This window comes from Aeromonas sp. 1HA1 (assembly GCF_029237385.1).
Lineage (GTDB): Bacteria > Pseudomonadota > Gammaproteobacteria > Enterobacterales > Aeromonadaceae > Aeromonas > Aeromonas popoffii.
Window position 1 is genome coordinate 37766 of sequence record NZ_JAACGC010000028.1, and the last position, 13019, is coordinate 50784.

11 protein-coding genes and 1 pseudogene are annotated in these 13019 nt (G+C 56.0%); 8 read left to right on the forward strand and 4 right to left on the reverse strand.

The features are described from left to right. The first annotated feature begins 418 nt into the window (after positions 1-418). Both GWQ22_RS10855 and GWQ22_RS10860 read left to right on the forward strand, forming a co-directional pair. Positions 419-961 carry a type VI secretion system PAAR protein gene (locus GWQ22_RS10855; protein WP_275930308.1) on the forward strand — a complete coding sequence of 181 codons (543 nt, stop codon included), beginning with the start codon at positions 419-421 and terminating at the stop codon, positions 959-961. Next, positions 954-1556 carry a type VI secretion system amidase effector protein Tae4 gene (locus GWQ22_RS10860; RefSeq protein ID WP_275930309.1) on the forward strand — a complete coding sequence of 201 codons (603 nt, stop codon included), beginning with the start codon at positions 954-956 and terminating at the stop codon, positions 1554-1556. Before GWQ22_RS10855 ends, GWQ22_RS10860 begins: the two co-directional genes overlap by 8 nt. Positions 1557-2065: 509 nt before the next feature. Here GWQ22_RS10860 and GWQ22_RS10865 read toward each other — a convergent pair. Next, entirely contained in the window at positions 2066-2881 is an 816-nt protein-coding gene (locus GWQ22_RS10865) for a M90 family metallopeptidase (RefSeq protein ID WP_275930310.1), read from the reverse strand. Positions 2882-2899: 18 nt separating this feature from the next. After that, the gene (locus GWQ22_RS10870; protein ID WP_108535741.1) at positions 2900-3337 is read right to left on the reverse strand and encodes a GNAT family N-acetyltransferase; all 438 of its coding nucleotides are present in this window, start codon (positions 3335-3337) and stop codon (positions 2900-2902) included. Positions 3338-3639: 302 nt separating this feature from the next. On the opposite strand from GWQ22_RS10870, the gene GWQ22_RS10875 reads away from it, so the two are divergent. After that, complete coding sequence (locus GWQ22_RS10875; protein ID WP_042037424.1) at positions 3640-5133, forward strand: alanine/glycine:cation symporter family protein; 1494 nt, start codon at positions 3640-3642, stop codon at positions 5131-5133. Positions 5134-5207: 74 nt separating this feature from the next. Here GWQ22_RS10875 and GWQ22_RS10880 read toward each other — a convergent pair whose 3' ends face one another. After that, a complete protein-coding gene (locus GWQ22_RS10880; protein WP_275930311.1) occupies positions 5208-6014 on the reverse strand; it encodes a crotonase/enoyl-CoA hydratase family protein in 807 nt (268 codons plus the stop codon). Between the two features lie 187 nt (positions 6015-6201). On the opposite strand from GWQ22_RS10880, the gene GWQ22_RS10885 reads away from it, so the two are divergent. From GWQ22_RS10885 to GWQ22_RS10905, 5 genes and pseudogenes are all read left to right on the forward strand, one after another. Continuing rightward, positions 6202-7989 (forward strand): putative nucleotidyltransferase substrate binding domain-containing protein, encoded by a 1788-nt coding sequence (locus GWQ22_RS10885; RefSeq protein WP_275930312.1) that lies wholly within the window; start codon positions 6202-6204, stop codon positions 7987-7989. Between the two features lie 2 nt (positions 7990-7991). Beyond that, positions 7992-8618 carry a 3'-5' exonuclease gene (locus GWQ22_RS10890; protein ID WP_275930313.1) on the forward strand — a complete coding sequence of 209 codons (627 nt, stop codon included), beginning with the start codon at positions 7992-7994 and terminating at the stop codon, positions 8616-8618. 109 nt (positions 8619-8727) lie between these two features. Beyond that, positions 8728-9039, forward strand: a complete 312-nt coding sequence (locus GWQ22_RS10895; RefSeq protein ID WP_275930314.1) for a DUF485 domain-containing protein — start codon at positions 8728-8730, stop codon at positions 9037-9039. Then, the gene (locus tag GWQ22_RS10900; RefSeq protein ID WP_275930315.1) at positions 9036-10691 is read left to right on the forward strand and encodes a cation acetate symporter; all 1656 of its coding nucleotides are present in this window, start codon (positions 9036-9038) and stop codon (positions 10689-10691) included. The genes GWQ22_RS10895 and GWQ22_RS10900 overlap by 4 nt, the downstream gene beginning before the upstream one ends. 198 nt (positions 10692-10889) lie before the next feature. Further along, positions 10890-11032, forward strand: a pseudogene (locus GWQ22_RS10905) (transposase); the annotation flags it as partial. 183 nt (positions 11033-11215) lie between these two features. Here GWQ22_RS10905 and GWQ22_RS10910 read toward each other — a convergent pair. Next, positions 11216-12211, reverse strand: coding sequence for a DUF2860 family protein (locus tag GWQ22_RS10910; protein WP_275930316.1), 996 nt, complete (start codon positions 12209-12211; stop codon positions 11216-11218). Positions 12212-13019: the final 808 nt, after the last annotated feature.

A 13019-nucleotide genomic window follows, 5' to 3' on the forward strand; every position in this document is an offset into this window, starting at 1 on the left:
ACAGAGCTACGTCACGGAATCCGCGCTCATCCGCTCCCGCCTGCGCGCTCCATGAGATAAAATTTTTGCAAAAACAGATTCCTGCAATAACCCCCTCTCAGGGCGCGTGATATCTAGGATTTTCTTGTCCAAGGTAAACTGAATGGAGTGAAGTTTTTTGCAGCAAATCGCATTTTTGAAACGTTTCTCTATGAGTGAGAGAAAATATAACCATCTGTTATAAAAGGGAAAAATCAATTTTCCGTGAACATTTATGCTATCGTGGCATTGGTCGATGCATCGAAAGAATCGCAGTAAAACCTATTAAATTCAGCTAGTTACGCTGCATTTCACATGGCGAAAAACTGAAATAACGAAAATTTGAATGCATTGCAAGATGGAGATACCATCACGAATTAAACCTCAAATGGAGCTTTTCATGAAGGCAGCGATAGTAGGAAACATCGGTACTGACCATGATGGCTTTAAGCCGACAAAGATCACTGCTGGTTCACCAGATGTAATGATAGATGGTATGCCCGTTGCGCGTGTTGGCGACCCTTTAGAACCACATGACAAGCCAAACAATCCGCCTCATCCACGCGCGATTGATTCAGGGATATCTAACATACTGATTAATGGTAAGCCCATCGCCATGACCGGAGCAGCTATTGACTGCGGTGGTGTTATCATTGGCGATAGCTCCGTTATTGTTGGGAACATGTCAGTTTCAGCAAACAGTCAAAGCTCCGTTGGATTTATCCCCCCATTGTCATTTGATGAACAAATTCAACTAATGGCAGCCGATAAACCAGTATCAGATTATCCATATTATGCGATAAATGATGCTGGTGAGGTTATCTCTGGCCGAACAGATAGTGCGGGACTAACGAAAAGAATTAAGACACAAAAAGAAGGCGAGTTTGCTATCTATTGGGGAGATGAGGCATTGGCCTTAATGGAGGGAATGATAAGTGCCTAACACTGCATTTAAAATAAGAACCAATGATAAAACAGGCTCAATAAAAACAATTGAGCATAATGTAATAAGCTTTGACAAGTTATGGGGTGCTTATCCAACAGGTAGCATAACGCATAAAGACCCTAGTACAGGTAATGATATATTCAGCGATTATTGTGCCATCAATGTTAGCCAAGCATTATACGATAATGGCGTATTAATGAAGTCATTCAGGGGAACTCGTTGTTGGCGTTGCCCAACACCCAGCCCCGAAGGTAAAGGAATTCATGCCATTAGGGCTCAAGAGCTTGCTGATTATCTTGCAAAAAGGCCCTTTGCAAGCTGCCCAGTTGCGACTGTAATGACTGGAGCTGATTTTGAAGAGAAAATATCAGGAAAGCAAGGTATCGTTTTCTTTCAAAATTATTGGCAACGTCCCGGGGAAAGTGGTCGAACAGGAGACCATATTGACCTTTGGAAAAATAACAGACTGGCAAGCTTAGGTTTTTTCGCTTCACGAATGAGACTAACGTTTCCTGATGTTTCAGAGCAATATTTATCAATGTCTAATCTGAAACGTGCATCAAAAGTTCTTTTTTGGGATATGTCAGAATGATGCGTATTGTCGTAGTTACTCTCACTTTTTTAGCTTTATTTTTTCTATCGATACTAACAATCACCAAACCAATTTTTAGTCTATATGAAGAATATATATTAAAGGGACACTATGTTGGTGAAACATATGCTGCATACTATTTTGATTTCATACTTTATCTGATCACCCCCTTGTGTTTTGTTTTATCTCTATTGCTCGTGTCTTATGTTTACAAACGAAAAAAGAATAAATTGAAGCTATAACATGCCGTTTTTATGAATATGCCCTGCACGAAGAGTAAGACAGTTTGTTGCGTTTTACTCTTCGTGCAGGGTGGCAAGCGAAGCGCGGCAGTTGATAGCCACAGATAACAAAACCCCGACATGCGGGGCTTTGATTTTTTCTCAATGTGGTCGACGTGTGGACATCGAGCGAAATAAATCCTTTTATTTCATGTGCTTATATCATTTTTTAAACGCACCTTCGGGTGCCTTTTTGCTATTCAGATTACATCATCTGCGGATCGGTTATCAGACAAGTGACCCCGTTTGCGCCTCTCCCGCCAACAAGCGGGTCGCCGGAAAACGCAGGGCGGGATCCTGGCTAAAGAACTGGCTTAGTTGCCGGTATACCGCGGGATAGACCTGCTGCAGGCGCAGCGGATCGGTAAAAAAGCTCTCGCAGCACACGGCAAAAAACTCGGCCGGATGCTCGGCGGCATAGGGATCGATGGCGGTCACCTCGTCGCGGGCCAGCTGGGCGTTCATGGCATCGAATGCCCCCTGCAACGCCTGGGTCCACTGGCGCGCATCCATGCCTGCCGGCAGTGGTGGCGCACCATCAGCCTCCCCCCCCAGCATGTCGAGCTTGTGGGCCAGTTCGTGGATCACCAGGTTGAACCCATCCCAATCCCCATCCTGCTGCAACTCGCTCCAGGCCAGCACCAGCGGCCCCTGCGGCCAGGACTCACCGGCGTTCTCCTCTTCCCACTCGCTTACCAGACCGAACTCATCCTGCACTTCCTGACGGCGAGTTACCGGCTCGGGGATCAGGATGATTTCGTGAAAACCGCAATACCAGTCGAGCCCCAGATGCAAAATGGGCAGCACGGCCTGCAGGGCCAGCACCGCCTGCTGGCGAGGAGTGAGCTCGACGCCAATCTGGGTGAGTGTCTTGCGAGCCAGAAACTGCTGCGCCAGCGCAACCAGCCTCAGCTGATCACTGCGGGTAAATCCTTGCAAAATGGGCACGGCCGCCAGTGCTTGCTGCCACTCCAACGCTCCCGGGGCATTTTCTTCCTGCCGGGATGCGCCACCAAACAGACTCCATAACCTGGACCAGAACACGCAGACTCCTCTTGCTGATCAGAATAATTTCACGAACCGTTTCGGGCGTTCAAGGTAGCCCTGCGCCAGATAGAAGCGATGAGCCTCTTCACGCTTGAGACTGCTGGATAACTCCAGTTGGCTGCAACCCTGCGCCAGGGCGCTGGCTTCTGCCGCCGCCAGCAAGGCAGCCCCCACACCCACCCCCCTTGCACCTTCATCGACGACCAGCGCCGAGATCAGGCCCCAGTCTGGTGCAACATGCAATGGCCGCAGGCGGTGCCACACCAGCACACCCGCCACGTCAGTCCCATGACACGCAAGCAGCACCTCGGTAGCCGGATCCAGCCTACCCCCGCGCTCGCCCACCTCGGCCGTGCTGGCCGGATAGCCGAGCTGCCCGAACAGCTGCGCCATGGCATCGGCATCCGCCTGCGCGGCGGGCCGGATCTGCCACTCTTCACTGTCCATCTTCATCGTTGGCCTCCATTTTGCTCTGTCTCAGCCCCCTCCATACATCGAGGCGCAAACGACGATGATAAGGGGCTTATGCCGTATTGTGTCCAGTCAAATTGGCCATTTGTTAATGTCAATTCACAAATTAACAAGTTAACAACATATTTCGCTGGGAAGCCCACGAACAAATGGATATGTTAAAACCCGCGGACTTGGCAGTTGAAAGTCCCGCACACGATGAAATGACCCTCTTGGTCACCCACTATTTTAAGGGAGCGGGGCGCAGACCCCGCCAAGACAGCACGACAAAGGAGTTGTTGTACATGAATGAGATCGTCAATGCCATCAATGGGGTAATTTGGAGCCCAGCGCTCATCTTTCTGTGTCTGGGGGTAGGCCTCTACTTCTCCCTGCGCAGCCGCTTCCTGCAACTGCGTCACATCAAGGAGATGATCCGGCTGATGTTTGACGGCAAGAGCACTGATGCCGGTGTCTCCTCCTTCCAGGCGCTGGCCATGACCCTGGCTGGCCGGGTCGGTACCGGTAACATCGCCGGTGTCGCCACGGCCATCACCTTCGGTGGCCCGGGCGCCCTGTTCTGGATGTGGATGGTCGCCTTCTTCGGCGCCAGCTCCGCCTTCGTGGAGTCCACCCTGGGTCAGGTCTACAAGGAGAAGATCAACGGCGAATACCGCGGGGGACCGGCCTTCTACATCGAGAAAGGGCTCGGCATGAAGTGGTATGCCTGGACCTTCGCCATCGCCACCATCTTCGCCTGCGGCGTGCTGCTGCCGGGGGTGCAGGCCAACTCCATCGGCTCCAGCCTGCAAACTGCCTTTGATATCGATCCGAACGTCACCGCCGCCGCTCTGGCGTTGCTGCTCGGCTTTATCATCTTCGGTGGTGTGAAGCGGATCGCCAGCTTCGCCAGTACAGTGGTGCCCTTTATGGCGCTGGGCTACATCATAGTGGCCTGCGTCATCATCGCCCTCAATATCACGGCCCTGCCGGGCGTGATCCTGCTGATCTGGAAGAGTGCCTTCGGCTTTGATGCCGGCTTTGGCGCCGTGTTGGGTCTGGCCATCATGTGGGGGGTCAAGCGCGGGGTTTACTCCAACGAAGCGGGCCAGGGTACAGGGCCACACGCCTCCTCCGCAGCAGCGGTGAGCCACCCGGCCAAACAGGGTCTGGTTCAGGCGTTCTCCGTCTATATCGATACCCTGTTCGTCTGCTCTGCCACCGGCTTCATGCTGCTCATCACAGGCCTTTATAACGTACAGGGACCGGATGGCGTCGCCCTCTATACCGGTATTGCCGGCATCGCAGCGGGCCCGGGTTATGTGCAGACCGCCATGGAGAGCATGATGCCCGGCTTTGGCAGCATGTTCGTGGCCATCGCGCTCTTCTTCTTCGCGTTCACCACCATAGTCGCTTACTACTATATCGCCGAGACCAACATCGCCTACATCAACCGTAAGGTGAACCGTCCCTGGCTGACCTTCGTGCTCAAGCTGACGCTGATGGCCTCCACCGTCTATGGCACCGTCAAGACCGCCGATCTGGCCTGGGGGCTGGGTGATATCGGGGTCGGCCTGATGGCCTGGCTCAACATCATCGCTATCCTCTTGCTGCAAAAGACCGCCTTCGCCTGCCTGCGGGATTATGAAGCCCAGCAGGCCAAGGGGCAGGACCCCGTGTTCCACCCGGAAAAACTCGGCATCAAAAACGCCGACTACTGGATGGGTCACCGCTCCGAAGACAACCTGGAACAGGAGAAGGCCGGCCACCCGTTCGAGCCGGATCGCAAGATCTCCTGAACCGTAATGACATAAGACATCGATAAAAATGGCAGCCTCGGCTGCCATTTCTTTTGCACTTTATCTGCTCGCGGTCAGAGCGGATTGCGCCTCGGCCCGAATGGCAAGCGCCAGCGAAACAGGCTGTTGAACGTGGCGCGCCACTGATTGGGCCGCCCCAGGATCTGTCTCTGCAAACGGGTCTCTTCCTTGAGCATCACCTCATCGCTGCGCGCCCAAGCCTGATGGTAGAGCTGCTTGATCCCCGCCAATGCGTCTGGCGACTTGGTGATGAGCGTCCTGGCGAACTCGCGCGCCTCTGCCAGCGGGTCCTCGCAGACCCGGCTCACCAGCCCGAAGGTTTTGGCCTCAACGGCATCCAGCTCGCGCCCACTCATTGCCAACTCCATGGCCGTGTCCACCCCCATCAGGTTGCGCAGGGTGACGCTGCCGCTCATGTCGGGAATAATGCCCCACTTGATCTCCATCACCGAGAAACGGCAATCCGGGGTGCTGAACCGAAAATCAGCCCCCAGCGCAATTTGCAGGCCGCCACCGAAACAAACCCCCTGGGTCACCGCAATCACCGGCACCGGTAACTGGTGCCAACCGTAGGCCACCCGCTGGGCCAGGTTGGTCGCTTCATCGGCCTCACGCTTGAGGATGTCGAGCGCCGCCACCGGCTGCTTGAGCATGGACTTCACATCCAGTCCGGCGCAGAAGGCACGTCCCTCACCGTGCAGGATCACGGCCCGCAACCCTTTGTGCTGCTGCAGCTGGCGCAGCGTCTCGTCGATGGCGCCGAACATGCTTCTATCCAGCGCATTGAGTTTGTCCCCCCGCGCCAGCATCACTTCGGCGATACCGTCCCGGATCTCGCACTTGACCCTTGGTTTTTCCATCTCCCTTGTCCTCTCCTTGATCCCTGTCATTGACTCACTGGTCATACCACAACGTTATCAGAGTGTGATCACCAGGTACAGTGAGGGCATCCGTTTCCCGTTGCAGATGCTGCGTGCGACTAAAGTCGGCTAGCTCACACGCCACCGCTTTGTCAGACTGACCTGACGCCACCGGCCAAGGATTGCCATGACCACTCTGTTCAACTTTGCCCGCCCGCCGTTTGACTGCCTGAACGTCGAGGCGCACCAGCGGCTCGCGCAGAGCCTTTCCATCTGCTATTTCCGCGCGGGCCAGGTGGTGCTCAATGCCGGCGATGTCCCGCCAGGCCTCTATCTCATCATCAAGGGGACGGTAGAGGAGTCCGCGCCTCATCACCACTTCGGTGACTACGGGGTCGATGATCTGTTCGACGTGCGGGCCCAGTTTGACGGCCGCTGCCGCCACAACTTCACGGCGCTGGAAGATACACTCTGCCAGCTGATCCCCCGCCACACCTTTCTGGCCCTCTGCGAACAGACGCCGGCACTGGCCAACTACTTCACCGCCAATCTGGCCGAGCGGCAACAACAGCAGGCACAAAGGGAACGGCTGGGCCAGAAAAATCTGGCGGAATTTATTCTGACCAGAATAGAACCCGACCATCTGCAGGCGCCGCTCGTCGTCGAAAACCGGCTCAGCCTGCTGGCGGCCACCGAAGCCATGGTGGCGCAGGGCACCGATTGCCTGCTCTACCCCGCCCACGACGGCTCGCTCACCCTGGCAACCCGCAAGACCTTGCTCCACGCCCTGACCCTCAAGGGGTTGCCGCTCACCGCGCCCCTTTCGGTGCTGACCCCCACACAGCTGATTGGTCTGCCGCTGGAGAGCTATCTGTTTGATGCCCTGCTGCTGATGACCCGTCATCGCATCAAGCGACTGGTGGTGTGGCGTGGCAACGAGGTCGCGGGGATCCTGCAACTGACTCAGGTGCTGGGGCTCTTCTCGACTCACTCCCACGTGCTGACCCTGCGCATCGCCCGGGCAGACTCCCTGCCCGCGCTGGAGGCGGTGGCCCGCGAGCAGCAGCAACTGACCCGCTCGCTGTTTGCCCAGGGGATCCACACCGCCTTCCTGATGAGGCTCATCGCCACCATCAACGAGCAGCTGATCGCCAAGGCCTTTGCCCTGCTGATCCCCCCCGAGGTACAGGACAAGGTGTGTTTGCTGATGCTGGGCTCGGAGGGACGCGGCGAGCAGATCCAGAAAACCGATCAGGACAATGCCCTGATCCTGCCCGCCGGCCTGCATTGGCCGGATCAGCAAGCGGATCTGGCCGCCTTCAGCGCCCTGCTGGAACGGCTCGGTTATCCGCCCTGCCCCGGCCGGGTGATGGTCAACAACCCGAACTGGGTGAAAGAGGTCAACGAGTGGCAACAGGAGATTGAGCGGGCCTGCGTCAACGCGGGCGAGGCCGACTTGCTCTGGCTCGCCACCCTGGCCGATGCCCACCCTATCGCCGGGGATCGCAACCTGCTGCCTCCCATCGCCCGCAAGCTGCGGGAGCAACTGGCCGATCGGCGGGATCTGCTGGCGGAGATGGTGCGGCCGGCGGTAGCCTTTCATGCCCCGCTCACCCTGTTTGGCAGGCTGGAGCGGGCGCCGGATGGGCTGGATCTCAAGCGGGGTGGCCTCTTCCCTCTGGTGCACGGCATCCGCATGCTGGCGCTGGAAGCGGCCATTCTGGAGACCTCCACCCTGGGGCGTATCGAGGCGCTGGTGGCGTGCGATCGGCTCAGTGCCAGCTATGGCAGCAATCTGGCGGAGGCGTTCCGGCTCTTTATCCGCTTGAGGCTGCGCAGCCAGCTCAAGGGGGGCGACAGCCGGGTGCAGATAGGTGAGCTCAGTCACGGCGAGCGGGATCTACTGCGCCAGGCGCTGCATCAGGTGAAGAAGTTCCAGCAGTGGCTCACCTTGCACTTTCGTCTGAGACAATAGGCATGTGGAACCACTGGCGACGCCGTTGGCTTGGCCGCGCTTTCCGTGAAGGGGAGTTCGCTCCACTCTTCACCCTACCGCCGGGCGATGAGCGGATTGCCCTCGATTTCGAGACCACCAGCCTGGATCCCGAGCGGGCGGAGATAGTCTCCATCGGCGCAGTGCGCATCCAGGGCAACCGGCTGATCACCGGAGAGGCCCTCTCCTTGCGGGTGCAAGCGCCCGCCAGTCTGAGCACGCAGTCTGTGGTGATCCACGGCCTGCGTCATCAGGATCTGCAACAGGGATTAACGTTGGAAGCCGCGCTGCGCCTGCTGCTCGACTTTATCGGCCCGCGCGAACTGGTGGGTTATCACATCGCCTACGACCTGCGCATTCTCAACCTGGCCTGCCAGAAACTGTGGGGGCTAACCCTGCCCCAGCGGGGCATAGAGGTGAGCCGCCTCTATCACGACAGCCTCTATCGGCGCTATCCCGACGCGGCCATCGACCTGCATCTGGCCGCCATCTGCCAGCATCTGGCATTGCCCCCCCTGCCCGTTCACGACGCCCTGAGTGACGCCATCACGGCAGGCCTCATCTACCTGCGTCTGGCTCAAGGCGGCCCATTGACTTATCCCAAAGTCTAATTGCCCACAAGAAACATTTAATTCACATTTCAGTTACATGAGCAGTTCTGCTGCTCGGTAGGGGCCTCCCTTCATCCACCGCTGACACTCAATGTCATGGAGCACTGCAATGGAACAGCAAACTTATCTCCGGATCCAGCAAGATCCCAACTTCCAGGAGCTGATCACCAAACGTCAGCGCTTCGCCTGGACCCTCTCCATCCTGATGCTGGGGCTCTATCTGGCCTTCATCCTGCTCATCGCCTTTGCCCCCGACTGGCTCGGCACCCCCTTGAGCGAAGGCTCCACCATCACCCGTGGCATCCCGGTCGGGGTGGGGCTGATCCTTGCCTCATTCGTGCTGACCGGCATCTATGTGTTCCGGGCCAACGGCGAGTTTGACGAGCTGAACCAGAAGATCCTCAAGGGAGTACAGTCATGAAAGGCAAGTCTCTGCTGTTGCTGGCCTCGCTGGCCTCTTCCCCCCTGCTGGCGGCCGACGCGCTGACTGGTGAAGTCCATCGCCAGCCCCTCAACATCTCGGCCATCGTCATGTTCGTGATCTTCGTGGCAGGCACCCTGTTCATCACCTACTGGGCCTCCAAGCGCAACCGCTCGGCCTCCGACTACTATGCTGCCGGCGGTCGCATCACCGGCTTCCAGAACGGGCTGGCCATCGCCGGTGACTACATGTCCGCCGCCTCCTTCCTCGGCATCTCGGCCCTGGTCTACACCTCAGGCTACGATGGCCTCATCTACTCCATCGGCTTCCTGGTGGGCTGGCCCATCATACTGTTCCTGATCGCGGAGCGGCTGCGCAACCTCGGCAAATATACCTTTGCCGACGTGGCCTCCTACCGTCTCAAGCAGACCGAGGTTCGCACCCTCTCCGCCAGCGGCTCTCTGGTGGTGGTCGCGCTCTACCTGATCGCTCAGATGGTGGGAGCAGGCAAGCTCATCGAGCTGCTGTTCGGCCTGCAATATCACGTCGCCGTGGTGCTGGTCGGCATACTCATGGTGCTCTACGTGCTGTTTGGCGGCATGCTGGCCACCACCTGGGTGCAGGTCATCAAGGCGGTGATGCTGCTCTCCGGTGCCAGCTTCATGGCCATCATGGTGATGAAATCGGTCAACTTCGATATCGGCGCTCTGTTCAGCGAAGCGGTCAAGGTGCACGAGAAAGGGATCGCCATCATGAGCCCGGGCGGTCTGGTCGCTGACCCCATCTCCGCCATCTCGCTGGGCCTGGCCCTGATGTTCGGCACCGCCGGCCTGCCCCACATATTGATGCGTTTCTTCACCGTGAGCGATGCCAAAGAAGCGCGCAAAAGCGTGTTCTACGCCACCGGCTTCATCGGTTACTTCTACATACTGACCTTCATCATCGGCTTTGGCGCCATCCTGCTGGTCAGCACCAACCCGGCCTTCAAGGATGCCACCGGCGCCCTGCTGGGCGGCACCAATATGGCGGCCATTCACCTGGCCGATGCGGTCGGTGGCAGCCTGTTCCTCGGCTTCATTTCGGCCGTCGCGTTCGCCACCATACTGGCGGTGGTCTCTGGCCTGACCCTGGCGGGCGCCTCGGCTGTCTCCCACGATCTCTATGCCAGCGTCATCAAGAAGGGCAAGGCCAACGAAACCGACGAGCTGCGCGTCTCCAAGTACACCACTGTGGTGCTGGGGGTGGTCGCCATTGGTCTGGGGATCCTGTTCGAGAAGCAGAACATCGCCTTCATGGTGGGCCTGGCCTTTTCCATCGCGGCCAGCTGCAACTTTCCGGTGCTGTTCCTCTCCATGTTCTGGTCACGCCTGACCACCCGTGGCGCCGTCTACGGTGGCTGGCTCGGGCTGATCAGTGCGGTCAGCCTGATGATCCTGGGCCCGACCGTGTGGGTGAAGGTGCTGGGCCATGCCCAGGCCATTTTCCCCTACGAGTACCCTGCCCTCTTCTCCATGGCAGTGGCTTTCATCGGGATTTGGCTGTTTTCGGTCACCGACAAGTCGCAGAATGCAGCCGAGGAACACGCCAAGTTCCTGCCCCAGTTCGTCCGCTCACAAACCGGGTTCGGCGCCTCCAGCGCCACCGCTCACTAAGCGCAATTCCCCTTTGCAAGCCGGCCCCGTGCCGGCTTTTTTCATGGTCGCCCATCATGAGCGGCAACCCGAGTGCAATGGGGACGGCTCACTGTTCTTGCTAACATTTTCGGGGATGGATGACTCCCTGATAGCTTCCTCAAGGAGTTGGAAGAGGCATTGTTGCCCAAATCGATGCGGTTTGAACGGAACCTACTGGGGAGGCGGGGCCGCAGTCAGGTCTATACCGGCCAAGCCATCTCATCTTCCTGATGATCAAGCGTATTTTCAACCTGACTTTGCGAGCAACTCAGGGGTTGCCCGACTCCCTGTTCGAGTTGATGAATATGCCGCTCTGCGCCCTGGTCAATGGCTGTGTCAGCAATACCACCCGCCCCGTCAGAAAGCACAGTGAAGTCAGACTCATCTGACTGATTTTCTTAAAGTGACACTATATGTATTGTAAAAAATCTGCGCGGTGTGGGGACGTTCAACCCCTATTGAAAACGCCAGCATTGCAGCTGGCGTTGTGGGGTCCCATTTCATCAAAAATGATAAACCAGACCAGTATTGATACTTCTGATACTGGCATCATAAAAGTTGATGTCAGAGTCACTTTTTCTATAAGAGGCGCTGATTAATCCGTTGAGTCCCTTCACGTTAAACAAGCGGTGCCAAAAGAAGCTTGCACTGATACCAAACTCGTCAGAATCAGCCTTGTCACCGAAGATGGGATTGACTTCATCGTAGCTCATTTGGCCGAGATAGATGTTGCTGACCAATGACCACTGACTGTTGTTGTAGCCGTGAGACAGCAGGATTTGGGTCTTATCATAGCTCATGGCACTGCCATCGAAACTACCCTTGCTGTATACCAGCTCTGGGCGCAGTACGTGGCCGGGGGTAAAGATCCAGTCATAGGACAGAGTAACATCACTGGTGGTGCCGTTGCGATCTAGCATGTCGCGTTGTGCGCTGCTGAGGCCCAGGCTCTGACCGCTCAGCTCCTCAGAAATATCGAACTTGCGCATGGTGAAGGAAGTGTTGAAATGGGTTCCCCAAATCTGATCCCACGCTAAACGGCCCCCCCCGGACTTCATGTCTGTCTCATGGCGATTGCCTTCTGCATAGGGGTCAGACCAAGTATCTGCCGGCAGCAGCGGGAAAACGTAAGCCAGAGCTACAATCCCTTTATCTCCCATCTGCTGACGCACACCTAATTGCTGGGTGAAGTCAAAACGCACCGCATCTTGGATAAGGTTACCAAGGAACAGCTGAGTACGCGTCTCTGCAAATGTATAACGGAGATCTGCACCAAAAATCGGCGTCACAGAAGAGTGGCTTTCTGGTGAGTTGAACAAGCCAGCATGGCGGTCATTGTCATCATTCGGGCCTTTGTACATATTCGATTTGTACTCAAGGGTGCCGACCCCCCCTATGACAAAACCTGAGAAACCAGATTGAGTTGGGATCTTGATGATCTCAGCATTGACAGAGGTTGTTGCAAGCAGTGCCACTGCAATAAATGATAGTTTTTTCATTGACTTAAACACCCCAAAAAATGTTTGAATTTTCCCGCTAGCTGCTTGAATAGGTGGCTGTTGATTCCCGGACACCACTGTCTATTCGGGAGGTATCTGATGAAGCTTACGCTTAGATTGCTGCGCCCTCATGGCAGGACGATGTCTTTATCGGCATGCGCTGAATTAGGTATGGGGATCATGCCACTGATAATACCAAATGAGGTTAAAAAATGTGAGTGATTTATCATTTACTTGCTAAAAATCAGATGTTTTTGGGATGTGGGTCAATTTTTTTAAAAATAGATCGTCGTTGGCGTTATACACGACAAAAGTGACCGCAGAAATGAACCGTCTGAGACAGGTAGAGACAGGTATAAGTGCAACTCTACCGTCGCTCGCTGGCGCAAACGGCGATGCGCCGGTTTAAACAATGGCTGGCGGGGAAAATCAGTCTGCGTAACTACAGCGGCCAAGTGGGAGTAATGATGGCGTATATGAGCGCGATAAACAAACTGAACGCCCCAGGTCCACCGCCCATCCCATTAACCCCGCTCTGACTGCTTACGGCTCTGGCATAAGAAAGCGGGCTACAAGGGCTTAATGCAAGTCAGTTAAGAGAGTTTGAGTCCCAACCCGCGAGGTATAAGGACTAAAGAGTGAGGGAGGCATGATGCCTCCCTCTTTTTATTGGATATCAGTCAGGGCGAGAGCGTGAACATATTGTTAAAATTCACCCAATTTGTTGAGGCCAGCATTGAGTACCTTTTCCAGGTATTCACTGCTCATTCCTGCAATCTTTTGCTTCCGTCTGATGCTCGCTTTGCGT

Excerpts from the sequence above, each read along its gene's own strand:
- GWQ22_RS10855 (WP_275930308.1), top strand. The coding sequence starts at position 419 with ATGAAGGCAGCGATAGTAGGAAACATCGGTACTGACCATGATGGCTTT.
- GWQ22_RS10870 (WP_108535741.1), bottom strand. The coding sequence starts at position 3,337 with ATGAAGATGGACAGTGAAGAGTGGCAGATCCGGCCCGCCGCGCAGGCG.
- GWQ22_RS10875 (WP_042037424.1), top strand. The coding sequence starts at position 3,640 with ATGAATGAGATCGTCAATGCCATCAATGGGGTAATTTGGAGCCCAGCG.
- GWQ22_RS10880 (WP_275930311.1), bottom strand. The coding sequence starts at position 6,014 with ATGGAAAAACCAAGGGTCAAGTGCGAGATCCGGGACGGTATCGCCGAA.
- GWQ22_RS10885 (WP_275930312.1), top strand. The coding sequence starts at position 6,202 with ATGACCACTCTGTTCAACTTTGCCCGCCCGCCGTTTGACTGCCTGAAC.
- GWQ22_RS10890 (WP_275930313.1), top strand. The coding sequence starts at position 7,992 with ATGTGGAACCACTGGCGACGCCGTTGGCTTGGCCGCGCTTTCCGTGAA.
- GWQ22_RS10895 (WP_275930314.1), top strand. The coding sequence starts at position 8,728 with ATGGAACAGCAAACTTATCTCCGGATCCAGCAAGATCCCAACTTCCAG.
- GWQ22_RS10900 (WP_275930315.1), top strand. The coding sequence starts at position 9,036 with ATGAAAGGCAAGTCTCTGCTGTTGCTGGCCTCGCTGGCCTCTTCCCCC.
- GWQ22_RS10910 (WP_275930316.1), bottom strand. The coding sequence starts at position 12,211 with ATGAAAAAACTATCATTTATTGCAGTGGCACTGCTTGCAACAACCTCT.